Origin of the sequence: Pseudomonas piscis, assembly GCF_009380155.1 — a bacterium.
GTDB lineage: Bacteria > Pseudomonadota > Gammaproteobacteria > Pseudomonadales > Pseudomonadaceae > Aquipseudomonas > Aquipseudomonas piscis.
Genome location: NZ_WHUV01000002.1, coordinates 911110 through 936703 on the forward strand (window position 1 = coordinate 911110; position 25594 = coordinate 936703).

Consider the following 25594-nt stretch of genomic DNA (forward strand, 5'->3'; position numbering starts at 1 on the left):
ATTGGCGTACTACACGGATTGTCTCTGTCATGGAAAAACTCAAAGTAATCATTGCCGATGACCACCCCATCGTACTGCTCGGCATCCGCGAACTGATGGAGCGCGACGAACGCTTCGAGATCGTCGGCGAAGCCATGTGCTCGGAGGAGCTGGTACGGCTGCTGGAGAGTCGGCACGCGGATCTGGTCATCACCGACTACAACATGCCCGGGGATTCGCCCTACGGCGACGGCCTGAAGCTGGTGGAGTTCATCACCCGTAACTTCCAACGCGTGCAGATTCTGGTCCTGACCATGATCTCCAACCCGCTGATCCTCAGCCGCCTGCATGAACTGGGGGTGATGGGAATCATCCAGAAGAACCAGCTGCACGAGGAAATCCAGCTGGCTCTCAAGGCCTTCGCACAGAAGGGTATCTACCGCAGCCAAGCGCTCTCTAGCCACTCGGTGGTGGAGTCGAACATAGCGCTCAACGAGCGGATCGCGACCTTGTCACCCAAGGAATATGAGATATTGCGCCTGTTCATATCCGGCAAGAGCGTCAGCGATATCGCTCGCAGCCAGAATCGCAGCTCCAAGACCATCAGCGCCCAGAAGATCTCTGCCATGCGCAAGCTGGAGGTGCAGAGCGACCTGGACCTCCTGACCTATTGCATTGGCCGCAATCTCTTCAACTGAAACCCACCCGCAAAAGGAATCGCCCCGACCATGAACCCGTCAACGGACCGTGACACCGACCTGCTGGACCTGGAACGCCTGCAAGGCGCCTGGGAACAGACCGGAATGGAGGACAGCGGCATCGTCAATCCGCCCGACGAGCACAGCGCCCCGGGCGCCCTGACCTGGATCGAGGGCGAACGCTTTCGCGTGGTGACCGTGGATGGCCAGTTGCTGCTGGCCGGCAGCTTCACCCTAGATAGCAGCACCACGCCCAAGTCCATTACCTGGGTCGACTCGATCGGCGCCGATGCCGGCCAGCCATTGCCGGCCAGCTACGAGCTGACGGACGACGAGTTCGTCTTCATCGCCGCCGATAGCGGCCAACCCCGGCCTACCCGCTTCCACACCGGCCCCGGGCAAACCCTGCGGCGCTTCGCCAGGGTTCGTCAGGGCCGCTGAAGCCCCCAACCCTGCACGCCCCATCGACGGCGCAGCAACTGCTACTGGCAGTCCTGCGCCGTTTCTTCTTCGGCGATAGCCCACCAGCGCGGCAACAACCGACGCACCTGTGGCTCGGCAAAACGATCGTCGATCAGCATCAGCACCCCTCGATCGGCCTGGCTCCGGATCACCCGCCCTGCCGCCTGCACCACCTTCTGCAAGCCGGGGTAGAGGTAGGTGTAGTCATAACCTGCACCGAACAACGCGCCCATGCGCTGCTTCATCTGCTCGTTCAAGGCATTGAGCTGGGGCAAGCCCAGGGTGGCGACAAAAGCCCCGATCAAGCGCGAACCCGGCAAGTCGATGCCTTCGCCGAACACGCCGCCGAGTACAGCGAAACCTATGCCCTGCCCCTCGGCCTGGAACCGCTGCAGAAACTCCTCCCGCAAGCTTTCGTCCATGCCTCGCGACTGCAGCCAGATGGGAATTTCCGGATGCTTGCGGGCCAAAAGCTCGGCCACCTGCTGCAAGTATTCGAAACTGCTGAAAAACGCCAGATAGTTGCCAGGACGAGCCGCGAACTGGCCGGCCATCAACTCGACGATGGGCACCAGCGAGGCCTGCCGCCGGGCATAACGGGTCGAGATCTGGCTGACGATGTGCACATCCAGTTGCGTGGCCGCGAACGGCGATTCGACATCCAGCCACACGGCACTATCGGGTACACCCAACAGGTCGCGATAGTAACGCTGGGGCTCGAGGGTCGCGGAAAACAGCACCACGCTGCGGGCCGCCTCCAGGCGCGGGCGCAGCAGCGCCGCCGGCACCACGTTGCGCAGGCTCAGGCGCGACAGGCTGCGCCGGGCGTTCAAGGTGCGCTTGCTGACGTCGAAGATGAAGGACTGCTCGGCGAACAGCTCCGCCACCCGGGCAAACTGCAGTAGCTCGAAATACAACCCCTGCACAGCCGCGTCCAGGCCCTGGGGGTGTTCATTGAAGTAGTCGCCGATGGCCGCCACGCACAACCCCAGGGCCTTGAGCCAGGCGCCGGGCAAGCACCCATGGGCCTGGTACGGCGCGACCTGGTCCTTGTGCAGGGCATTCCACTCGCGATTCAGGCGCTGCAAGGAGCTCTTCAGGACCTGCGGCGCATTCTTGCGCACCTGGGCCAGTTGCTGCTGGTCGAGGCTGGCGCTGTACATGCCGCGACCGCGCTCCACCAGGTTGTGGGCTTCGTCCACCAACACCGCCAGTCGCCACTGTTCGGCCTGGGCCAGGCCGAACAACAAGGCAGTGAAATCGAAGTAGTAGTTGTAGTCGGCCACCACCAGGTCGCTCCAGCGGGCCATTTCCTGGCTCAGGTAATAGGGACAGACCTGATACTCCAGGGCCAGCTGGCGCAACGCCTGGCGATCCAGCAATGGCACCTGGCTGGCTGCCTGGCGGGCCGCCGGCAGACGCTGGTAGAAACCCTTGGCCAATGGGCAGGACTCGCCATGACAGGCGTTGTCCGGGTACTCGCAGGCCTTGTCCCGGGCCACCAGTTCCAGGACCCGCAGCGGCAACCGCGGATGCTCGGCGAACAGTACCCTGGCGGCGTCCAGGGCCAATTGTCGGCCCGGGGTCTTGGCGGTGAGGAACAGCACCTTGTCCAGTTGCTGCGGGGCCATGGCCTTGAGCATGGGGAACAACGTGCCCAGGGTCTTGCCGATACCGGTGGGAGCCTGGGCCAACAGGCAGCGACCGGTACTGACCGCCTTGTACACCGACTCGGCCAAGTGGCGCTGGCCGGGGCGGAACTGCCCATGGGGGAAAGCCAGCTCGCGACAGGCTCGATCCCGCTCTGCGCGGTGCTGCAACTGCTGTTGCGCCCAATCCAGGAAGATCGCGCATTGCTGCTCGAAAAACGCCTGCAACTGCCCAGCGCTGTACTCCTCTACCAGGGCGGTTTCCTTTTCGCTATGGATGTCGAAATACACCAGCGCCACGCGGATACCCGGCAACTGCCGGCTCTGGCACAGCAGCCAGCCATAGACCTTGGCTTGGGCCCAGTGCAGTTGCCGGTGGTTGTCGGGCATGCGCGACAAGTCGCCGCGAAAGGTCTTGATCTCCTCCAGCAGGTTCTGCCGGGGGTCGTAGCCATCGGCCCGGCCCTTGACCAGCAACGGGCCATGCTGGCCCTCCAGGGATACTTCGCTCTGGTACTCGGGATTGCGCCGGGCGGCCACCGTGCGATGGCCCTGCATACCCTCCTGGGCGGTGGGCGATGGAGTGAAGCGCAGGTCCAGGTCCCCGTGCTTGGCGCTGAACTCGCACAAGGCGCGCACCGCGATGCGATAACTCACGCCGGGGCGTCCTGCCATTGCACGTAGCACACCGCCACCGGCATGCCGTGCTCCTGGCAGAAGTCCAGCCAGCGCAACTGGTTGTCCTGCAAGCGGTCGCCCGGGCCCTTGACCTCGATCATGCGGTAGCTCTTGTCCTCGGGCCAGAACTGGATCAGGTCCGGCATGCCGGCGCGGTTGGCCTTGATATCCAGCAGCAGGCGTTCGAACCAGTGCTTGAGGTGCGCAGCCGGCAGGCAGCCCAGGGCCAACTCCAGTAGTTCCTCGCTCAAGTCTCCCCAGAAGACGAAGGGCGATTGCAGGCCCCACTTGGCCACGAAACGCCGGCGGATGCTGTCGCGGTAACGACCATCGTCCAGCTCTTCCAGGCAGGCCTGGAACAGCTCGCGGCGGCGCTCATGGAAGTCCTCGCTCAGCAGATCCACCGGACCGCGCTGGAACGGGTGGAAGAACGCGCCTGGCAACGGTGCGAAGATCGCCGGCCAGCAGAGCAATCCGAACAATGAATTGACCAGGCTGTTCTCCACATAGTGCACCGGGGCCAGGGGTTGATGCAGATGAGCCTGGACCACCTGCTCCACCGCCAGGCCCTCGCCATCGCGCGGCAGGCACAGCTCCAGGCGGGATACTTCACGGCTCGCCACCCGGGCCACCGGCGGCCCACCCAGCTTGCGTCGCAGGCGCGGCAACATGCGCAGCAACTGCTGAGCCTCGGCAGCGCTTTGCGGCGCCGAAGCGGCTTGCTCGGCCAGAGCCAGGGCGGCAGGATAGTCGGCGCTGCGCTCCAGGACCCGGATCAGGCGCAAACGGGCTCCGGGATATGGGCAGCGCTGGTAGATCAGCCTGGCCTGCTCCCAATCCGCCAGGCGCTCGCAGTGCTGGCCCAGCAGGAACAACAGCTTGTCGCGACGCTTGTGCAACCAGGGGTTGGCGCTGTCGAAGGCGCTGATGCGAGCCAGCAGCCCAGGCAGCTGCGCGCCGGCCTCGAACGCTTCCTGGCACTGGTGCAGGTAGATGAAGCCATCCACATCGGCACGACTGCGCAAGGCCCGGGCATCGGCGCTGATCTGCACGGTCTCGTAGCTGTAGACCCCAAGATCCGCCAGGACGAACTCCGACCAGTCCTGGTAGAGGTTGCCGAAGAACATCAGGCGCAGGCGATCGCACAGGTCCATGACCGTCAGGCTCAGCAACCGATCCTCCAGCTGCGGGCACCACTGGCCGAATGCCCGGGCCTGGGGATAGGCCCCCTGCAACACTTGCAGCCACTGCTCCTTCCTGGCCTTGGCCGGCAAGGCCTGGTCCTTGAAGCACAACTGGATCTCGGGCTTGGCCAGCAGGCCGAACAGTTCTTCCAGGGGCAGTGGCGCCTGGTCGTCGATCCAGCCCAGCTCGAGCAATGGCGCCAGGGCCCGGGCCGTATCGCCGATCTCCGGATAGCTCAGCCGGGCCAGGCGAAAATGCCGTCCCTTGCGCATCACCATGCGCACCAGCAGTGCCTGTGCCGGCTGCCCAAGCGAGGCGAAATCGGCGATGAAACGCTGCTCTTCGCCGCTCAGCACATCGGCATAGCGCTGCTCCAGCCAGCCCAGCACTTGCTGGAAGTTATGCAGGTAGTAAAGAGGGTTCTCGAGGGGGTTGGAAGTCACGGGAGAAAGGCGCCACGGCAGGTCTATACTGGTTATGCGTACAGATAACAGCCGCTACCCCTGGCTGGCAAACGTTATTGGATAAATGGTGGAGAGAAGATTTTTTCCATGGACCAGCGAACTTTCGTCGTCTTCACTACACCAAGGGCCAAGGCTTATAGTGCCCGCGCAATGCGGATACCCCATCGATATCGAGGTCTGTATGAACCTGAAGAACCTGGGCCTGCCCCTGGCCATCCTCGCCACCCTGGCCCTGGCAGGCTGCTCCACCCCAACCGTGGTAACCCTGCAGAACGGTACCCAGTACCTGACCCGCGACCAACCCAAGACCAAGACCGCCGACGGTTTCTATGAGTTCCAGGACATCTCCGGCAAAACCATCCGGGTCAAGGCCGACGATGTCGCCACCGTCCGCAAGGAAAAATGACCTGCCCGGCTCAGGGCGACCAGGGTGACCAGGGCAAACCGCCCTGCCCCGGTTCACAGAACACCCCGGCGGCCTTGCCACGCTTGACCAGTTCATCCCTTACCTGTCGGCAGCGCTGACGCTCCCGGGCGTTGGCATTGTCGATGCTGATGTTGCCGGTAGTGTCCGGAACCTTGTTGTCGCCCAGGCGCAGATTCACCACTGGCTGCTCGGGCTCCAGCCGGAAGCGACTGGTGGTGTCCGGTTGGCTGCCTGCTGGTGCCGGCTGCCCCGCCGGCAGTTGGTCCGGACTGATCCCGTAGCGTTTCAGAATCGAACTGGGAGGCAGCTCCCCAGCCGATGCCAACGTGGCCCACAGGGCCAGCACCAGGCCGCTCGCATACCTCTTGCTGCTACTCACTGTCAAAACTCTCCAATACCTTGAATCGATTGCACCGTGTGTCATGTGCCTGAAGTAACGCATCGGCGCCACGACACTTTAAGAGTATTGGAGTCACTGGTTGACCATATGGTCACTTGATTGCCCAAAAACAGCGCGAGTCCTGTCGAAGTCGCGCTGCTCGCCTGTCAGGCGATGGTGATGCCGGAACCGTTTAGCTGCGCAAGGCTGACGCCCACCAGCGTCACCGAGTCCTGGCCGAAGGTCAGTACGGTATCGTTGCCGCTGCTGCTGGCATGGGCCCGGTAGTCCTGTTCCGGCAGGACTCCGCTGACGCCCATGAACACCAGCTTGTCGCCGCCTTGGTAACCGACGATACGGTCCTGGCCGAAGTGGCCGGTGAACAGGAAGGTATTGTTGCCGCCCCCCGACTCCATCAGGTCGTTGCCGGCCCCGCCGACGAATACATCGTTGCCCTGGCCACCGATCAGGTGGTCGTTGCCATCCAGGCCGAACAGCCAGTCGCCGCCGGCATGGGCCTTGAGCACGTTGTCGCCGGCATCGCCCCGCACCGACGAGGCGTAGCGGGTCAGTTCGTCACCAACCTTCAGCCCCTGGTCGGTGACCTGGTGTACCACGTCGTCCTTGAACAAGCCCCAGAGGAACCCCGGTTCCTTGCTCTGGATCGCGCCAATGTCGCGGGTGATGCTGATCCCGCCGTTGGCGTCGCGCACATACAGGGTGCCGGCGCCGTCGCTGGCGAAGCTGTAGTCGCTCACCGAGTGCTGCAAGTCGAGGACGTTGCTGCCCTTGCCGCCGAGGATGATGTTGTAGCCGCCGGCATCACGGAAGGTATCGTTGCCATCGCGCCCCTCCAGGTAATCGTTGCCGCTGCCACCCTGGATCAGGTCGTTGCCGTCGGTGCCGATGATGAAGGTGCTGCCCTTGTGGGTCTCGGCATTGCGGTTCAGGTCCTGGACCCAGGTGGTGGCCCGGGCCGGGTCCGACAGATTGGCCACCACGATGGTGGAGTCCTTGCTGGTGTACTCATAGAACTTCGAGTCCAGCACCCGGGTCAGGCCATCGCCATAGCCGGTGGGCAGGTGGGAGATCCAGGTGGAGATCTTGAGGATCGAGAACGGCACCACGTTCCATAGGGTCGAGGCGTAGTGGTCGTTGAAGTTGACGATGTTGTTGGTGGCCGACGCCTGATGGGTATCGTGGATGCCCACCGAGGCCAGGTTGAAGCTCGAGCCGTCAAGAGCGCGGAACACCGGGTCGTTCTCATAACCGATGTTCAGCACCTTGTCGCTGGCACTCTGGGTCGGCGAGGCATAGGCGATGTAGTTGGCGTCCTTGAAGAAGCCCGACCAGCGTCCACCACTCAGGTCCGCCAGGCTGTTGACCGCCAGGCCGCCCAGGCTGTGGCCACTGACCAGGATGTCCTTGCCGGACAGGCCATTGGCCTGGGCGAAGGCAGCGACATCCCCCAGCAGCTTGCCGAAGGCCTCGCCGGCGTAGTTCTTGGCGTAGTCCTTGGGCCCCAGCGCTGCCAGCAGGTCGCTGATCAGGTCGCCGATAGAGTCGCTGATCAACGACTCCCGCGGCCCACTGGTACCGCGAAAGGCGATGCCGATGGAACTCAGGTGCCCTTCTGCATCGTACTTGCCGAGGATCTCCACCTGGGCCGTCTCATAGCCGTTCTTTTCCCCGAAGAAAGTCCCCCGGGCATCAACCTTGCCGGTATAGCCCAGTTGCTGGGCGCTGATGGTGGACCAGCCCGCCTTGTTCAGCGCCTCCTTGGCGGCCTTTTCCGAATCCGGGTTCCAGGGGATACCGGGGATCACCCCCTGGGAATCGCTGCTGCCGATCAGCGCGGTGATCAGGGTCGCCGGCAGGCCGAAGCCGAAACCATTGTGCTGGTAACCCACGGCAAAGCCGTTGTCGAGGTTGTGGTAGGAATACAGCGTGATAGCCATGGCATCGGTGAACAGCGCCTTGGATTCAGCCGTACTGAGGTTTTTGTAGTCATAGACACCCATGGTATTGCCTCTCTTTTGTTGGAGTTTTCAGAGATAGCTCGTGCCCCGCGAACCCGTTGTCGGGCCCGCGAGACTGGTACAACACCTTGCATATCCTTTGCCGGGGCCTCAGAACGCCCAATCCAGGGTCAGGCCGACCCCGTGGCTCTTGTCGCGGCTTCCCAGCAGTGCGTTGTAGTCCAGGTTGACCCGGGCCTGGCGGCCCAGCGCGATCCCCGCCCGTGCGCCGATCACCGCCGCATCGCGATCCAGGGACAGCGCCTGGACCTTGTAGGTATCGCCCTGGCCAGCGAAAGCCAGGTGCTGGTCGGACCCGGTGGAACTCAGGTTGTGCTGCCAGCCCAGGGTGGCGGACAGCTCCAGCGCCTGGCCGCTGGACAATTGCAGTTGCTTGCCGGCACGCATGCCCAGGGTCGAGAGCCAGGCATCGCGATTGTCCTGCCCACCCTTGAGCGCGGCAGCACCGCCATGCTCCTTGAAGCTGTCGCTGGCGATATGCACATAGGCCAGGTTGGCGAACGGCTCCAGCGCCATGCTCGGCAGCGCGACCTTCCACGCGGCCTCGCCGAATACCTGGGTGCTCTGGGCATCGCGCTTGCTCTTCTGGCGATCGGAGACCTCGTTGTACTGCAGCTCGCGCTTGGTTTCGATACGGTGCCAGCTGTGGCTGCCACCCAGGCTCAGGCGCACCTGCTCCAGCTCCTTGCCGGCATAGGCACCCAGATGGTAGCTGTCGACGCTGGCCGAAGAGTGACGGTCATCGCCCATGCTCAGCGAACTGTCGCTGTAGCCGGTGAAGACCCCGACGCGGGTGTCCTCGCTCATCTGCCCGTCGATCCCCAGCAACATGCCGCCAATCGAACTGCTATAGCGCGCATGTCCGGAGTCACCTTCGGCCTTGCCCCAGGCTCCCAGGGCCTTGACCCACAGGCCGTTGCCCTGGCCTTCAACCGCCGGAGCGGCGGCGATGCCCTGCTGACGGGTACGCTCGCCCACGGCATCGCGCAGTTGACGGCTGTCGTTGAGCAGCAGGTTGCCCACCGCCGGGTGGATTTCCCCGGACAGTTGATCGAAAGCCTGCTGCGCGCTGCTGGCATTGGCCGACAACAGCAGGCTCTCGTAGACCGGATTGCCCGCGCCAAGCTGATCGGCGGCCGCGGCCACCGAACGCTGGTTGGCGGTCAAGCCGACACTGGCGAAGGACGTGGCGTTGCGCTGCACGGCCAGTTGGACCCCGCTGCCGGTATAGGCCAGGCCTCCCCCGAGAAACAGCGAATTGGACTGCACATTGGCGAAACCACCCTGTACCCCTCCTGCGGCAGACAGGATGTCGAACTGCCGTCCCACCAGGCTCGTGGCTTGCCGGGACTGCAACGAAACCCCGGGGTTCTGCAGATCCAGGGCCAGGTTCGCACCGCCCAGGCTGACCTTGCCATCGCTGACCAGGCGGTCGCTGCCAGCGGCGTCCATCTCCACGGCATAAGTCGAGCCCGGCTGGAAGGTCACGTCGGAACTGACGTGCAAGGTGCCGATGGAATTGCCCGGGGCCACCACGCCGCCGGCATTGGCCACCAGCGCGCCGATCCGGCCATTGCCGCCCAGCACGCCGCCGTCGTTGACCGTCACCGTCGATTGCAGCGAACCATTGACCGCCAGGCGCCCCTGGTTGACCAGGGTCGGTCCGGAGTAGGTGTTGTTGCCGGTAAGCACCAGGGTACCGATGCCCTGCTTGGTCAAGCCGCCGTGGCCGGAGATATCGTTGCTCCACAGGTCCAGCATGCAGCTCAGGTCGTTGCAGCGCCGCTGAGTCGGCTTGCCGGCATCCACCAGGGCGCCGATTCCCGGCAGGTCGACCACGAACTGGCTCGGGCCATAACCGCCGGCGATGCGGAACTCCTCGGGAATGTCCTGTTCGGTAACCAACATGCCCGGGCCACGGATGCCCTTGTCCAGGTTGATCATGCCCCAGCCGTACAGGGCATCGATGCCCGGCGCGCCCAGGTCGGTGGCGGTGGTGCGCAGCACGCTGGCGATCTGCGCGCCGCTCATGTAGGGAAAGCGCTCCATCAGCACCGCCGCCGCTCCAGCAGCATGGGGCGCGGCCATGGACGTGCCGTTCTTGTTGGCGTAGCCCAGGGTCAGGTCCTCCAGGCTGGTACCGCCAATCACCGCGCTGTAGATCCGGGTACCTGGGGCCGATACGCAGAAGCTCGCGGTATAGCCGCAGCGGGACGAGAACGTACTGATCACGTACGGATTGGCGCTGCTGGTGTCGGGGTTCTGCTGCAACGCTGCCACGGTCATCCAGTTGGGAGCGATTTGCGGGACGAAATAGCCCAGTCCGGCAATCGCATCGGGGTTGTTCAGGTTGTAGTCGTTGCCGGCAGCGAAGATAGTCAGGACTCCGCTACGGGCCGCCGCGATGGCGCCGTCATAGGCTCCGCCGGGCAAGGTGCCCAGCAGTGGCTGGATCTGTGCGAACTGCGCGCGGGCATCGTCCACGGTGAAATGCGGGAACGCAGGATCGCGCCCGCCCTTGGCGAAGCGGTCGGTGATGCCGATGCCCCAGCTGTTGTTGATGATCCGTGCGCCACTGGCCACCAGGCTGTCCCAGCCGGCCTTGTACACCGCGCCGTCGTTGCCCAGGACGATGCCGTCCTCGGGGCCGGGGTCGCCGTTGTCGGCGCTGATGATCTGCGCATCGAAAGCCACGCCGTGCATCGACACACCGTCGCGGTTGCCGGCGGCGATGCCGCCGACGTGGGTGCCGTGGGAACCCAGCTTGCCATCCGAACCCACCGACGGGCTGCCGTCATAGCGGAAGGCATCGCCAGCCTTCACCGGGATGTAGGGGTCGGTGTACTGACGGGTACCACTGGTGATGAGGGTCACGATCTTGTCCTTGCCGGCGAACTCCGGGTGCTTGGCATACACCGGTTGGTCGAAGATCCCCAGCTTGACGTCCTTGCCGCTGTAGCCGGCGGCATAGGCGCTGTCGGCGTTGATCGCTCCCAACCCCCAGTCGGCCTTGAATTCGCTGCTGCGCCAGCTGCTGGCATCGCCCAGCCGCCCAGTTTCCACGTAGGGCGCGGCCTGGGTCGTACCCATCAGCGCCGCCCAACCCACCAGTGCCCGCCCCAGTGGGGCCAGGTACCAACCCTGCCCGAGCGCGCGGTCATCCTTTCTGACTTGCTTCACTACGACCTTCCTTAGTTGCATTGATGAAAAACTGCGTTGGTCAAACTCCGTATTGCAACGCCTGGCCGGCAAGCCCGCAGACCGGCCAGGGCCATGGCGCTTCAGAAGCGCCACTGCAGGTTGAGCCCAGCTCCATGCTGTTGCTCACGACTGGCCAGGCGTGCCTGGTAGTCCAGGCTCAGATCCAGGTCGCGGGTCAGCCCGACCCGGGCCTGCAGGCCCACCAGCGCGGCGTCGCGCAAGGCCGGCGCCGTCTGCACCCGGAACGGCAAGTCGCTACCGGCAAAGGCCAGGTGCTCGCGATCCTGGGTTCCGCTCAGGCGGTGCTGCCAGCCCAGGCTCGCCGCCAGTTGCAGGTCCTGTTGCGGGCCCAGTTGCCATTGCTGGCGCCCACGCAAGCCCAGGGTGCTGAGCCAGGCATCACGCTGCTCGTCACCGGCATGCAGTGCCGCAGCGTCGCCCTTCTCGTGGAAGGCATCGCGATCCAGGTGCTGGTAGGTCAGGCTGGCGAAGGGTTCCAACTGCACCGCCGACAACGCCAGGCGATAGGCCGCCTCGGCGAACAGCTGCTGGCTGCGGGCATCGAGCCGTGCGCGCTGGCGACCGGACACCTGGCCATAGTCCAGGTCACGCCGGACCTCGGCGCGGTGCCAGCTGTAGCTGCCACCCAGGCTCAAGCGCCACTGATCCAGGTCGTGACGGGCATAGGCACCAAGGTGGTAGCTGTCGACCGTGGCCCGGGAATGGCTGCCGCCCATGCCCAGGGAGCTGTCGCTGTAGCCGGCGGCCAGGCCGGCCCGGGTCTGCTCGTCGAAGTCACGGTCCAGGCCCAGCAGCAGGCCGCCCAGGGAGCTGCTGTAGGATTCACTGCCCTGCACGCCCTCGATCCGCCCCCAACTGCCCAGGCCCTTCAGCCAGAACTGAGCACCCGGCTCGCCCGATGTGGTGCCAGCGGCGTTGCTCTGCAGGGCTCCACCTTGCGCACGCTCGCCCAGGGCATCGCTCACTACCGCGCCCTGGCTGAGCAGCATCGAGTCCAGCGCCGGGTAGATCTCCCCGGCCAACTGCCGCAGGCCATCCCGGGCCTGGTCCGCCGAGGTCGAGAGCAACAGGCTTTCGTACACGGGGTTGCCCGGCCCCAACCGCTCCACGGCGCCCCCACTGGCGCGCTGGTTGGCCGTGGCCCCGACACTGTCGAAGGTCGCGGCGCTGCGGGTCACGTCCAGCTGCACGCCGTTGGCCGAATAATCGAGCAAGGTTCCGAGGAACAGGTAGCCGGGCTGGACCTGGGCGAAGCGCCCGTTGACCCCGCCCGCGGCCTGCAGGATGTCGAACTGGCGCCCCACCAGGCTCGCCACCGGGCCGCCGGCCAGCAGGTTCGGCTGGGCCTCGGGCACCAGGCTGAGATTGGCGCCAGCGATACTCGCCTGGCCGCCAACCACAAGCCGGTCGCTGGCCGTGGGCGACAGCTCCACCCGATAGGTCGAGCCCGGCTGCAAATCCAGGTTGCCGGCGACATTCAAGGTACCGATGGAATTACCCGGCGCCACCACGCCCCCGGCGCTGGCAGTCAGGGCAGCGATCCGGCCGTTGCCGCCCAGGGTGCCGCCGGCGTTGACCGTCACCGTCGATTGCAGGTTGCCATTGACCGCCAGCAACCCGCCATCGACCCGGGTCGGGCCGCGGTAGCTACTGTCCCCCGCAAGCACCAGCCAACCGGCGCCGGACTTGACCAGGCTACCCTGGTAGACCCGTTGCGCGGCGGCCGCGTCCCGGGCTATGCCCAGGGCGTAGTCAGTACGATCCTGCTGGCTGGCTCCCGCTGTCAGGCCATTTTCCCAGCCGCGGTCCTTGAGGGTCTGCTGCCAGGCTTGGCGTTCCGCGGCATCCTCGGCTTGGCGCTGCACCAGGGCCTGGTCGGAGATTCCGTTGCTCCAGATATCGCCCTGCCCACGTCCCAGGTTGACGTCGAATTCCCCCAGCAATTGCCCGGGGCCATGCAGCGCCCGGCCCAGGTCCGGTACCCCCCAGCCCACCAGGTCGCTTGGTCCCTGGGTCGGCGAGCCATCGAGCTGGCGCGAGGTGGTCAGCAGCACTTGCAGGGCCTGCTGGTTGTTCAGGTAGGGATAACGCTCCATCACCAGGGCCAGGGCCCCGGTGGCATGGGGCGCGGCCATCGAGGTGCCGTTGTAGGTGGCATAGCCGCCACCAGGCACGGTACTGGTGATCGCCGCGCCCGGGGTGGCCAGGCACCAGTACTTGGCGATGCCGCACTGGTTGTATTTCTGCTGGTTGTTCTTGTCCAGGCCCGACACCGCCAGCCAGTGGCCTTCCAGCTCCGGCTGGAAGTACGGCAGTGCAGAGCGCACGCTGGCATTGGCATAACCGCTGTTGCCGGCGCTGAACACGTTGATCACACCGCGGCGCGCCACGTCGCCGGCGGCGTCGAGCCAGGTGTCCTGCTGGAAATGCTGGGCATAGGCCGCGCGCAAATCACCCAGGGTCTGGTAACTGACATCCTTGGGCTGGCTGCCCCAGCTGTTGTTGATGACCCGCACCCCGGCATCCACCAGGGCACCGTAGACCGCCTTGAAATAGCGCGGATCGGGGTCGGTGCCGAACAGCAACTTGTCGTTCTTGTTGGTGTTGCCCACATACACCTGGGCATTGAAGGCCACGCCATGCATGCCCACGCCGTCACGGGCCGCGCCCATGGTGCCAGTGACGTGGGTGCCGTGGCTGTCGTTGGCGCCATTGAGCACCCCGGACACACTGAACGGGGTGCCGTCCAGGTACTGGCCGGTGGCGGTAACCGAGTGAAAACGTCCGGGGCTGGCCTCGGGGTGGACGGCATCGAATCCCGAGTCCAGGGCGCCGATGCTGACCCCGGCGCCGGTAATCCCGGCGGCGTAGGCCTGGCTCGCCTGCATGCGCTCCAGCCCCCAATCCTGCTGGTATTCGAGCGAACGCCAGCTGGCGGAATCACCCAGGCGGCCGGACTCTTGATAGGCCGCCGCAGCCGACAGCGGCAACCCGGTGGCGAACGCCAGGCACAGGGTGCCCGTCAGCGTCTTGAGCTGATCACATCTCACATCCATGTCGATGACTTCTCTTGTTTTTGTTGTCGGATCGCCCGTTCCAGGTCGATCGGTATGTCGCTGCATTGCCTGGCCGCAAGCCCGCGGCCATCGAGCCGGCGGCGGTCATCCGCCCCGGCCTGTTACTTGGACTTCAGGCGAAAACGAAGCTCGAGCCGTTGACTCCCTCCATGCCGACGCCCAGCAGCGTCACCGAGTAGTCGCCCACCTTGAGCAAGGTGTCGCCACCGCTCTGGGACAGGTGCTGGCTGTAGTCGAAATGGCCATCGACCCCCGGCACTCCCATGAACACCAGCTTGTCGCTCGCCTGGTAACCGTGGATCAGGTCATCGCCGAAGTTGCCGCTGAACAAAAAGGTGTTCACTCCGCCACCGCCGGACTGCATCACGTCGTTGCCGCTGCCACCGACGAAGGTCACGTTGGGTCTGTCGCTACCCAGGAAGTCGTTGCCATCATGGCCGAACAACCAGTCGCCATCGACGCCGGCCAGCAGGGTGTTGCCATAGCCATCGCCATTGAGGGAATGGTTGTAGGCGTACCACGCATGGCCGTCGAACATGCCGTCGGCGCTGAGGCTGTAGGTGACGTCCCGACCGCCCCACTGCCAGAAGCTGCCCTGCTCGTGGCTGACCAGCGCGCCGATATCGCGGGTCATGCTGATACCGCCGTAGGCATCGCGGATGTACAAGGTGCCGTCGCCGTCGTTGGCGATGGAGAAATTCTGCAAGGGTTGGCGCAGCTCCAGCACGTTATGGCCCTGGCCACCGTGGATGATGTTGTAACCGCCATCATCGCGGAACCGATCGTCGCCGGCGCCGCCATCCAGGTAGTCGTTGCCCTTACCGCCGTGCAGCAGGTCGTTGCCATCGGTGCCGATGATGAAGGTGCTGCCGCTGTGCTGCTCAGAGTAGAGGTTGAGGTCCTTGACCCAGACCTGGTCGCGCTTGCCCTCGGACAGGTTGGAGATCACCACCGTGGAATCGCGATTGGTCAGGTCATAGAAATCCGAGGCGATAAGGCGATTCAGGCCCGCGGCGTAGTCCACCGCACTGTGGGCCGACCAGGACGCGGGGTTGAGGATGCTCTGGGGCACCAGCTTGCCCAGTAGCGACGAATAGTGATCGGTGAAACTGACGATATTGTTGGTCGCCGATTCCTGAGGACGGTCATGGGTGCCCAGGGATGAGCCGTTGAAATGGGTACCGTCCAACACCCGGAATACCGGATCGTTCTCATAACCGATGTTCAGCACCTGATGACTGTCGGCACTCTGGGTCGGCGAGGCGAAGGCCACATAGTTGGCATCCTTGAAAAAACCTCCCCAGTGCTCGCCGCTCATGGCCGCCAGGCTGTTGACTCCCAGCCCGCCCAGGCTATGCCCGGTGACCAGCACGTCCTTGCCGGCCAGGCCCTGGGCAGCGGCGAAGGCAGCGACCTTGCCCAGCAGGTTGTCGAAGGCCAGGCGGCTGTAGTTGTCGGCAAAGCCCGGGGAAAACGCCGCCTGCAGGTCGTTCACCGCATCGGCCAGGCTGTCGGTGCCGCGAAAGCTGATGCCGATGGACAGCAACTGCCCACTGGCGTCGTACTTGCCGAGGATCTCCACCTGGGCATCGCTGACCGAGGCTTGCTCGCCGCAAATGGTGCCCTGGGCGCTGACGTTGCCCTCATAGCCCAGCTGTGTCGCGCTGATCGGTCGCCAGGAAGTGCCCGGCAAGGGTTGTCCCGTGGGGGACGAGGCGTACAGGGCCAGGTTGATGGCGTCGCTGTACTGGGTTTTACCGGCACTGCCAAGGGCGTTCTTGTAATCGAAGATGCTCATCTGCTTTCTCCTTTTTTATCCCTGTGCCCGCGTCCTTCGGCAAAGGCCTAGGGCACCGGGCGTTGACCGAAGGCCTCGTCGACCCTGGCCAGGTCGGCTTCATGCAGGGTTCCTGCGTAGTAGTGCAACTTGGTCCAGGCCATCAGGTAGTCGTAGCGAGCCTGGGCCAGATCGCGTCGGGTGGTGTACAGCTGCTGCTCGGCGTTCAGCGCATCGAGGTTGACCCGCTCGCCCCCCAGGATGCTCTGCTTGGTGGAGACCACCAGCGCCTCGGCCGAAGTCAAGGCCTTCTGATAGGCGCGCAGCTTGTTCACCCCTGATAGACAGGCACTGAATTGCCGGCGCAGTTCAATCAGGGTTTCCCGGGTCCTGCCGTCCAGTTCGTATTCGGCCTGTTCCATGTTGCGACTGGCCTGGCGCGTCGAGGCCGAGACGCCGCCACCGGCATACAAGGGCATGCTGATCTCGATACCGACGGTGTTGGTGTCGTAGCGCTGGTTATAGGTGTTGCCGCTCTCCGACTCGTTCTGGCGCGACGTCGCATAGGCGCTGAGCCTGGGCAGATGCCCGGCGCGATTGCGCTCCACTTCATAGCGGGCCACCTCCACCCGCTGGCGCTGGGAGGCCAGCATCGGGTTGTTGCTCAGGGCCATTTCGTGCCAGCTGTCGTAGTTGGCCGGGCTCAAGGCGAACGACTGGAAACCTTCCTGCAACGGATCCAGGTCGCGTACGTCGATGGCCGGTTCGCCGATCAGCGCCGCCAGCTCGCGCAGGGCCGCGTCCTGTTCGTCCCGAGCCTGGATTTCCTCGGCAGTGGCCAGTTCGTAGCGCGACTCGGCCTCGAGGATGTCGGTACGGGTACCCTCACCCTGCTCGAACAGGTGGCGGTTCTGCTGGAACTGCTGGTCGAAGGCCTTTTTCTTGGCCAGGGCGATGTCGATCTGGTCCTGGGCGAACAAGGCTTTGGTGTAGTAGTCCAGGACCCGCACCAGCAGCTCCTGGCTCTTGCTGCGAAAGTTCTCGTCGGCGAACAGCGCCTGGGCCACGCCCTTGCGGTAGTTGGCGTAGGCCTCGTAGTCCAGCAAGGGCTGCTGCAAGGTCAGGGACGAGCCATAGCTGTCGTAGCTGCGCTTGTCGGTCTGGCTACCGCCCCGGGGAGCCGGATAGGTGGCCTTGGAGTTGTTGTGACCCTTGTTGTAGCTGTAACTCAACTTGGGCAGCAAGCCGGCACGGCCGATGATGCGGTTCTCGAGGCCGGCGTCGCGCTCCTTGATGGCGGCCAGGAACACCGGGTCGTTGCGCAGCGCCAGTTCGTAGACCTGGAATGGCCCCATGGCCTGGGCCCCCTGGCACACCAGCAAGGACAACGTTGCAGCGAGGATGGAAAACTTACTCATGCGACGCGACATCCTTATTCTTCGGTCAGGGCGGAACCAGCACGGTCGATCAGGGGCTTGAACAGGTAGTTGAGCAACGAGCGCTCGCCGGTACGCACGAACATCTCAGCCGGCATCCCCGGCTTGATCACCAGGCCGTCGAGTTTTTCCATGGCCTGGTCGCTGACGCTGCTGCGCAGCACGTAGTACGGCATGCCGGTGCGCTCATCGATCATCTGGTCGGCGGAGACCAGGCTGACCTCGCCGGAGGCCCGGGGGGTGCGGCTCTGGTTGAAGGCCGTGAACAGGATGTCCACCGGCAGCTGGGTGCCGACCTTGTCCACCAGGTTCACCGGCAGCCGCCCTTCCACTTCCAGGTGGGTACCCTGGGGCACGATTTCCAACAGGGTGTCGCCCTGGCGCACCACCGCGCCCTCGGTATGCACCCCAAGGTTGACGGCGATGCCGTCGGCGGTGGCGATGATCTCGCTGTGCTGCAGGTCGAACCCGGCGGATGTCAGCTGCTGCTCCAGGGTCTGGGTCTTGAGCTGGGCCTCGGCCAACTGGCTACGCACCTCTTTCTGGTATTCCTCATTGTGCTGCTGCAGCTTGAGCCGGGACTCGAGGATGCCCTGCTCCACCCGGCCGCTTTCCCCGGTGTTCTGCGCCAGCTCCTGCTGGACCTGGGACAACTGGCGCTGATACTCCAGCAAGCGGTTGCGCGGTATATAGCCGTTGTCGGCCAAGGGTTGCAGGTTAGCCAACTGCTGGCGCAGGGAGTCGGCCTGGTTGCCCAGGTCGTTACGGGCCCGACGCATGCCCGCCAGTTGCGCGGTGGCGCCTTCGATATTGGCGCGGATCCCCGCCTGTTCACGCATGAAGGCCTCGCGCCGACTGCTGAACAGCTGCCGCTGGCCCTCGAGCACCAGCGCCAGGCGTGGGTCGTCGCTGCTGGACAGTTGTGCCGGGAAGTCCACCTGCTTGAGGTTGTCGCGTTCGCTGCGCCAGCGCGCCAGGCTGGCCATGGCCATGCGGTACTGGGCCTGCAACGACTGCACGTCCGCCGCCACCTGGGTCTGGTCCAGGCGGAACAGCGGCTGGCCCTGCTTCACGCTTTCGCCTTCACGCACCAGGATCCGGCTGACCACACCGCTGCTCATGGACTGCACGGCCTTGCGCTTGCCGGACACCACCACCGTGCCTTGCACCGGGATCCCCTGGTCCAGGGGAGCCAGGGCGGCCCAGAGGAAGAAGCTGCCGGCGCCGGCCAGTGCCAGGAACCAGCCCAGGCGGGCAAAGAAACCGGCGTCGCGTTCGACCCGTTCGGGCACGTAGTCCTGTTCGATCATCATGTTGCTGTCCTTGCTCATGCGCCTTGATTCCGCGTCGGGGCCTGGTACTGGCGGCTCATGCTCAAGCCGCCGGGAGCCGCTGCGGTAGGTCGCTCCCGAGGTGCTTCCGAGGCCTGGGCTTGCTGTGCGCCGGCCAGGGCCTTGAGCACTTCCTGGCTGGGGCCGAAGGCTTGCAGGCGTCCTTCATTGAGCACCAGCAGCTTGTCGGCCAGGGCCAGCACCGAAGACCTATGGGTCACCAGCACCACGCTGGTCCCCCGGGCCTTGAGCTGGGCGATCGCCGCCGCCAGGGCGCTTTCGCCCACGGTGTCGAGGTTGGAGTTGGGTTCGTCGAGCACCACCAGGCTCGGGCTGCCATACAGCGCCCGGGCCAGGGCCACCCGCTGCTTCTGGCCGCCGGACAGGCCGCTGCCATCATCGCCCAGGATCGTGTCGTACCCCTGGGGCAGACGCAGGATCAGCTCATGCACCCCGGCCATCTGCGCGGCCTGGACCACCTGCTCCGGATCGGCCTGGCGAAACCGCGCGATGTTCTCGGCGACGCTGCCGGTGAACAGTTCGATGTCCTGGGGCAAGTAGCCGATGTAGGGGCCCAGTTCATCGCGGTTCCAGCGGTGGATATCGGCGCCATCCAGGCGCACCGTACCGGCCAGGGTCGGCCACACGCCCACCAGCACTCGAGCCAGGGTCGATTTGCCGGAGCCGGAAGCACCCAGTACCCCCAGTACTTCACCGGCATTGATGCTGAAGTTCACCTGCTGCAGGGTCGCCATGCGCCGTCCGGGCGGGCCGGCGCTGACCTGTTCGAAGCTCACCTGGCCCTTGGGCGCGGGCAGCGACATGGCGCTGTCACCTGGAGGAAACTCGCGCAGCAGTGAATCCAATCGGTTGTAGGCCAGCTTGGCGGCGCTCCACTGTTTCCACACCGCGATCAGCTGGTCGATGGGACTCAGGGCCCGGCCCATGAGGATCGAGCCGGCGATCATCATCCCGGCGGTCATGTCACCCTTGATCACCAGCCAGGCGCCCAGCCCCAGCACCAGGGATTGCAGGCACAGGCGCAAGGTCTTGCTCAGGGAACTGATGACCGCGCCAGTGTCGCTGGCCTGGTTCTGCAGGCCGAGAAACCGCGAGTGCACGCCGAACCAGCGCTTGCGCAGGGAACCGAGCATGCCCATGGCCTGGATGGTCTCGGCGTTGTGCAAGTGGCTGGTGGCCAACTGCGTGGACTGCTGCGAATACCCGCTGGCCTCGCTCAAGGGCTTCTTGGTCATGGCCTCGTTGAGGAATGCCAGGGCGATCAGCAGGGCTGCGCCCGCGGTGGCCATGACTCCGAGCCAGACGTTGAAGGCGAAGATCACCAGCAGGTAGATGGGGAACCAGGGGGCGTCGAAGAATGCGAACAACGCCGGCCCGGTGAGGAACTGGCGGATCTGGGTCAAGTCGCCCAGGGACTGTCCGGCATACCCCTCGCCGCGGGCGAGGTTGCGTTCGAACGCGGCCTGGTAGACCCGCAGGTTGAAGCGCCGCTCCAGTTGGCTGCCGATGCGGATGACGATGAAGCTGCGCAGCACTTCCAGCAGGCCGATGAAGACGAAGAAGCCCACCACCATCAGCGACAGCATCGCCAGGGTGGTCTCGTTCTGCGAAGACAGCACCCGGTCATAGACTTGCAGCATATAGATAGAAGGAACCAGCATAAGCAAGTTGATCAGCGCGGTAAAACAGCCAACGCTGATCAGGATGCCTTTATATTCGCCCAGTGCCTTGAACAGTGGTGCGGGATGAGTGTTCTTCACCATTTTTTAACCATATCCCTGAGCTGTTAATCCGCGTTCGATTGCGAGGAGACAATGTAGTACATAACTAACAGAGTGCTCTTCTTAGTTCATAAAGCCTGCGGACACAGACAATTCGGACAGCTGTTTGCAACAGCAGCCCGAACATACTCCTGTCGGTCAAGCGAAAGACAAAATAGTGGCCGTCGAATACTAGACGAACATCACCAAGCGTTAATTAGCGGCGCGCTGCAGTACTATCAGGCCGTCACTTTTCAGGCGCGCTTCGTACAGGCCTTCCTGCTGGCGACTGAAAAAGATCACCCTGGAACCTTCGCGCCCGGTGATGGAGATGCCGTCGGGTTCGGGGAACCAGCCCACGGCGGCTTCACCGATCCACCTGGACAGGCATTCGGCGCCATCGCCCAGGGCCGAGCCCTGCAGCAAGTCCAGGGTGCAGGACTCGCCCGGCTGGGCCGCCTGCTGCAATTGCCAGTGTCCAACCAGCTCCGAGGGGTCCGCCAAACGCAGGCTGCTTGCCATGATCATCGCTCCATAAAACATCGTCAGCGTCGCCAGCAACCGCAAGGCCGCCTTGCAACTCAAGGTGTGTGGGGTCATAGGGTACTCCGTCAGCGCAGTAGAATCGCTCAGCCCCAGGGCCGATACAACAAAGGAAGGCGACGCATGTGCGCCGCCCTCCACCTACTTCACTCAGGCGACGATGTCGCTGACTGCTGCCTGGCCGACGGTGGTGACCAGGAAGTCCGCCACGCCGTGCCCGGAGAAGTCCACCGACAGGGTGCTGACACCACCGGAGGTGGTGAGGATGGCATCACCCGCCGCGCCGGTGAAGGCGTTGACGAAGTGCAGGCCGGCGCCCTTGGTGATACCGGTCAGATCGATCTTGTCCTGGCCACTGACGAAATCCATGATCTGGTCGGCCGCACCTGGCTTGGAGTCGGTGCTGGCACCGAACACGAAGGTGTCCGAACCGGAACCGCCCCACAACTTATCGGCACCGCCGCCACCGTAGATGATGTCGTTGCCGGCACCACCCTTGAGTTCGTTGGCGACGTTGTTACCGATCAGCAGGTCGTTGCCCGAACCACCGATCGCGTTCTCCACGGTCACACCCTTGGCAATGGAAACGTTGCCGATCAGGCCACCAACATCGGAGAACGAAGTCTCATTGAGGTTGATTTTCTGATTCTGGGTAAAACCGGAGAAGTCTAGGGTGTCGTTGCCACCACCGTCCCACACCGAGAACACCAGCTTGTCGGCCGACGAGGTCGCGCTGTAGAAATCGCGCCCGGTGTTGGAGTTGAAGCCGTAGGTGGTGTCACCGGCACGGGTGGCGTAGTTGGCTCCGTAGAGCTTCTGGATCGCCGCGATGTCATCGATCAGCGGAGCGGACGCATAGGCTTCGACCCCGCCCTTGCTGAAGTTCTGGCTGGTATTGCTTTCACTCCAGTAGCTCATGATGCTGTAGCCGCGGGTGTCCTGCCCGTAGGTCGCATCCTTGTAGGTCGGGTTGCCGTTCCCGGCATTGTAGTCGCCAGGGTGGGCCAGGCCCAGGGTGTGGCCAATCTCGTGGGTCAGGGTCTGGCGACCGTAGTTGTTCAGGTCCGGGGTCTTGTTCGGGGTATAGCTGCTGTTGATCAGGTACCACGAAGTACCGTCATAACCCGCGCCAGTGCCCGGCAGGTAGGCAAATGCCGCTGCGCCATCCTGGCCGCCGCTGTAGTTGCCGAAGGTCATGTGGCCGTCACCACCGGAGGCCTTCTCGGTGAAGACCACGTTGGCCACATCGGCCCAGGATTGCATGGCCAGCACGGCCTGGGCTTTTTGCTGGGCATTGAACTGGCTGAACCCGGAGATACCATGCTTGTACATGGTGCTCGAGGAAGCCGAGGTCAGGAAGGTATAGGTCAGATCGATCTTGCCATTGCCGTTCAAGTCCTTGTAGGAAGCACCATCACGCAGGATCTGCGTGGCGGCCTGGTCGACCGAGAACGAAGGTTTGCCATTGACCGTGAGATTGCCGCCACGATCGTACTGGTGGCTGAAGCTATTGACCTGGTTATAAGCCGAACTTGCTGCTGCCAGTGGCACCAGTTGTTGTTCAGCTGCATCAATAGCGTCATTCACTTTTACTTTCGACATAAACACACTTCCTTGTAATCAATGGAACAGTTTTTGTCCGATAGCGACAATCCCTGGCGAGATCGTCCTATCACTCGCCCTAAGTAGGCGCAAGGAAACTGACACAATTTGAAATCGGGCGTCCACTACTTTTTTGACGTCAAATTCCACTGCTCCACAAAACTCCAGCAAATAATGACTGCCCAGTCGAAACACTCCCTTTTCAATTGCTGGGCAGCACTCATTGTCTGACAATCTACAATTTAATTATTAAATATCGTCCCTGTTGAATTATGCCAACTGTGTCTCAGTTTTCCGGTACTTGTTTATTGTTCCAACCACTGAGTTGCAGTGCATTTCTCAATATTTGCGGGGTCAGGGCCGGTACTTGCACGCCGTCGGCGCTGGTCATCGGCTCGCCAGCCAGCAAGGCATTGATGATCGCCTCTTCCACCGCTTCGGCGGCAGCGCTGAACAGCGGCGAAATGTGATCGTTGTTGAGCATTGCCAGCGGTGAAGTGAAGCCCAGGTCCTTGCGCGCATAGTCCGCCGCCGGCAGGTCCCGGTTTCCCGTGGCAAAGGCCAGGAAGATATCGCCGCTGGAATCCTCGGTCCCACCGCCGGTACGTGCGATACCGACGGACGCCCTCTGGGCCAGCCGCTGGCACTGGTGTGGCAACAGCGGCGCATCGGTGGCCAGGATCACCACGATCGAGCCCATGCCCGGGGTTCCGCGCTCGGCGAAGGGCGAGACGATATCGCGCAACTGGCGCCCCACTGGATAACCATCGACCCGCAGCTCCTCGCGCTTGCCATGGTTGGCCTGGACCAGCGCGCCGACGGTGTAGCCGCCCTGCTCCGGCGCCAGGCGCCGGGACGCGGTGCCGATCCCGCCCTTGAACTCATGGCAGATCATCCCCGTGCCACCGCCCACCGCGCCCTCGTCCACCGGCCCGGATTCGGCCAGGGCCGATGCCTCGCGCACCTGCTGCGGCCCCACATGCTGGCCCCAGATATCGTTCAGCAGGCCGTCGAAGGTTTCCATCACCACCGGCATGCACCAGTACACCGAAGGATCGGCCAGTTCCTCGCGTTCCAGGGCGATCAGCGCATCGCGCACCACGCCCACGCTATGGGTGTTGGTGATGGCGATCGGCGTGGTCAAGGTGCCCGCCTCGCGGATCCACTCCAGCCCCGTGGCATCACCATTGCCATTGAGTACATGGCAGCCGGCGAAACACGGCTGCAGGCGCGCATGCCCGGCGCGCGGCTGGATCAGCGTGACACCGGTGCGCACCTGCTTGCCGCCGATCTCGGTCTTGAGGGTGCTGTGGCCGACCCGCACCCCCGGAACATCGGTGATCGCATTGAACGGGCCAGGTGTTACCAGCCCCAGGCTGATGCCCGCTTGACGTGCTCGCATAACCACTCCTTACAGTTTCTGGAACGCCGGGCTGTACCGGCCATTGGTGCCATAGAGGATCACCGACAGCGCCAGCAGGCCGACGATCACCATGATGTCGCGCAGGGACGCTTCGAGGAACAGGTTGACCAGCAGGTAGCCGGCGCCGATCACCGCCAGCAGGGCCGGCAACGGCCACAGCGGCATGCGATAGGGATGCTCGCGATCGCGCAGCAACACGCGGCTCAGCAACGCACTGAGGGCCACCACCAGGTACACCAGCATGATCAACAGCACGCTGAAGGACGTCAGGTCCGCCAGGTTCGAGCTGAAGCTGAGCACCGCCGAGGGAATCGCCAGGAACAGCGTGGCCAGCCAGGGTGAATCCCAGCGCGGATGGATGCGGGTGAACAGGCGATTGATGCCTGGCGTCCACAGGGCATCGCGACCGCTGCTGAACACCACCCGGCCGATCTGGATGACGATGGCGACGATGGCGTTGAACACCGAGAGGAAGATCCCGGCGCTGACCACCCGGGCCAGGGTTTCATTGCCATGGCTGGTGAGCAGGTAGCCGATGGGATCGGGGCTGGCGAGCATCTGGCTCAGCGAAGGCGCGCCGATGAGCAGTGCCGTGAGCGGCACCAGCTCGATGATCACCACCAACACCAGGGACCAGAGCACTGCCTTGTGCACCCCACGCCCGCCGCACTTCATGTCTTCGGCCAGCAACACTGCCGGACCGTAGCCGTTATAGGAGAACAGGCCGATACCCACCGCGCCGATCACCAGGGCCCAGGGCGCCAGTTGCAGCACCCCATGGTCGACGATCTGCGGCTGCAGCAGGATGCTCACCGGCTGGCTGGCGTTGCCGAACCCCAGCCAGACGATCACCAGCAACGCCGCCACTTCCAGCAACAGGCAGGTGCCGGTGATCCAGGCATTGAGCTTGATGTTGAGAATCCCCAGCAGGTAGCTGCAGGTGACGATCACCAGGGCTACGGTCTGGGAATCGTACTGGGTGCCCAGGGCATTGTTCAGGTAAGTGGCGGCACCCGTGGCCAGTACCGGCGGGATGAACAGCAACATCACCAGCACCGTGAGGAAGGTCGCGTAGCCCGCCAGGCCGCCGAACACCCGCTTGGCATACACATACTCGCCGCCGGCGCTGTTGTGGGCCCGGCCCAGCTCGGCGTAGCAGAAGGCGAACATCAGCGCCAACAGGCCTGCCATGACAAAGGCCAGGAACACCCCGCTGCCGGCTTGGTGGATGGCGAAGGGGGCTATCACGAACACCGAGCTGGCGGGGGTCACGCCAGACACCGTGATGGCCACCACATCGAACACGCTCAAGGTGGGTTTCAGCGCGCCATCGGGCGCAGAGGGAGAGCTCATATCGTTATCCTCGTGCTTATTGTTGGTCTGAGGCAGGAACGAGATTCATCGGGCGGGTGCGCTCTGGGTCGCACTTGACCGCAGCTACT

At 64.0% G+C, this 25594-nt stretch carries 17 protein-coding genes; 3 read left to right on the forward strand and 14 right to left on the reverse strand.

The features are described from left to right. Positions 1-29 precede the first annotated feature (29 nt). Positions 30-677, forward strand: coding sequence for a response regulator (locus tag GDH07_RS14175; RefSeq protein ID WP_053129468.1), 648 nt, complete (start codon positions 30-32; stop codon positions 675-677). A gap of 30 nt (positions 678-707) precedes the next feature. After that, entirely contained in the window at positions 708-1118 is a 411-nt protein-coding gene (locus GDH07_RS14180; protein WP_022638914.1) for a TIGR03067 domain-containing protein, read from the forward strand. A gap of 41 nt (positions 1119-1159) precedes the next feature. Here GDH07_RS14180 and GDH07_RS14185 read toward each other — a convergent pair whose 3' ends face one another. After that, positions 1160-3445: a helicase C-terminal domain-containing protein gene (locus tag GDH07_RS14185; RefSeq protein ID WP_343038232.1), complete on the reverse strand. Its 2286-nt coding sequence runs from the start codon at positions 3443-3445 to the stop codon at positions 1160-1162. Further along, positions 3442-5094: a VRR-NUC domain-containing protein gene (locus GDH07_RS14190; protein WP_343038233.1), complete on the reverse strand. Its 1653-nt coding sequence runs from the start codon at positions 5092-5094 to the stop codon at positions 3442-3444. Before GDH07_RS14190 ends, GDH07_RS14185 begins: the two co-directional genes overlap by 4 nt. Before the next feature lie 202 nt (positions 5095-5296). Here GDH07_RS14190 and GDH07_RS14195 point away from each other — a divergent pair, with 202 nt between their 5' ends. Then, positions 5297-5521, forward strand: a complete 225-nt coding sequence (locus tag GDH07_RS14195) for a YgdI/YgdR family lipoprotein (protein WP_103325114.1) — start codon at positions 5297-5299, stop codon at positions 5519-5521. A 10-nt stretch (positions 5522-5531) separates the two neighbouring features. Here the strand turns inward: GDH07_RS14195 and GDH07_RS14200 are convergent, their stop codons facing one another. The 12 genes from GDH07_RS14200 to GDH07_RS14255 all read right to left on the reverse strand — a co-directional run bounded on the left by GDH07_RS14200 (position 5532) and on the right by GDH07_RS14255 (position 25505). Then, complete coding sequence (locus GDH07_RS14200) at positions 5532-5921, reverse strand: hypothetical protein (protein WP_343038234.1); 390 nt, start codon at positions 5919-5921, stop codon at positions 5532-5534. A 167-nt stretch (positions 5922-6088) separates the two neighbouring features. After that, a complete protein-coding gene (locus GDH07_RS14205; protein ID WP_152897948.1) occupies positions 6089-7942 on the reverse strand; it encodes a polyurethane esterase in 1854 nt (617 codons plus the stop codon). A 108-nt stretch (positions 7943-8050) separates the two neighbouring features. Continuing rightward, positions 8051-11050, reverse strand: coding sequence for an autotransporter serine protease (locus tag GDH07_RS14210; RefSeq protein ID WP_178124081.1), 3000 nt, complete (start codon positions 11048-11050; stop codon positions 8051-8053). A 191-nt stretch (positions 11051-11241) separates the two neighbouring features. After that, positions 11242-14238, reverse strand: a complete 2997-nt coding sequence (gene eprS, locus GDH07_RS14215; protein WP_152897949.1) for an autotransporter serine peptidase EprS — start codon at positions 14236-14238, stop codon at positions 11242-11244. A gap of 133 nt (positions 14239-14371) precedes the next feature. Continuing rightward, positions 14372-16057, reverse strand: coding sequence for a polyurethane esterase (locus GDH07_RS14220; RefSeq protein WP_152897950.1), 1686 nt, complete (start codon positions 16055-16057; stop codon positions 14372-14374). Positions 16058-16104: 47 nt separating this feature from the next. Next, positions 16105-17466, reverse strand: coding sequence for a TolC family outer membrane protein (locus tag GDH07_RS14225; RefSeq protein ID WP_152897951.1), 1362 nt, complete (start codon positions 17464-17466; stop codon positions 16105-16107). A gap of 2 nt (positions 17467-17468) precedes the next feature. Further along, a complete protein-coding gene (locus GDH07_RS14230; RefSeq protein ID WP_425502120.1) occupies positions 17469-18785 on the reverse strand; it encodes an HlyD family type I secretion periplasmic adaptor subunit in 1317 nt (438 codons plus the stop codon). A 14-nt stretch (positions 18786-18799) separates the two neighbouring features. Then, positions 18800-20587, reverse strand: coding sequence for a type I secretion system permease/ATPase (locus GDH07_RS14235; protein ID WP_152897953.1), 1788 nt, complete (start codon positions 20585-20587; stop codon positions 18800-18802). A gap of 210 nt (positions 20588-20797) precedes the next feature. After that, complete coding sequence (locus tag GDH07_RS14240; RefSeq protein WP_022638926.1) at positions 20798-21184, reverse strand: AprI/Inh family metalloprotease inhibitor; 387 nt, start codon at positions 21182-21184, stop codon at positions 20798-20800. A gap of 93 nt (positions 21185-21277) precedes the next feature. Continuing rightward, positions 21278-22729, reverse strand: a complete 1452-nt coding sequence (locus GDH07_RS14245) for a serralysin family metalloprotease (RefSeq protein ID WP_152897954.1) — start codon at positions 22727-22729, stop codon at positions 21278-21280. 286 nt (positions 22730-23015) lie between these two features. Further along, positions 23016-24131: a DmpA family aminopeptidase gene (locus tag GDH07_RS14250; protein ID WP_152897955.1), complete on the reverse strand. Its 1116-nt coding sequence runs from the start codon at positions 24129-24131 to the stop codon at positions 23016-23018. 9 nt (positions 24132-24140) lie between these two features. After that, positions 24141-25505, reverse strand: a complete 1365-nt coding sequence (locus GDH07_RS14255; RefSeq protein WP_022638929.1) for an APC family permease — start codon at positions 25503-25505, stop codon at positions 24141-24143. Between the last annotated feature and the right edge of the window lie 89 nt (positions 25506-25594).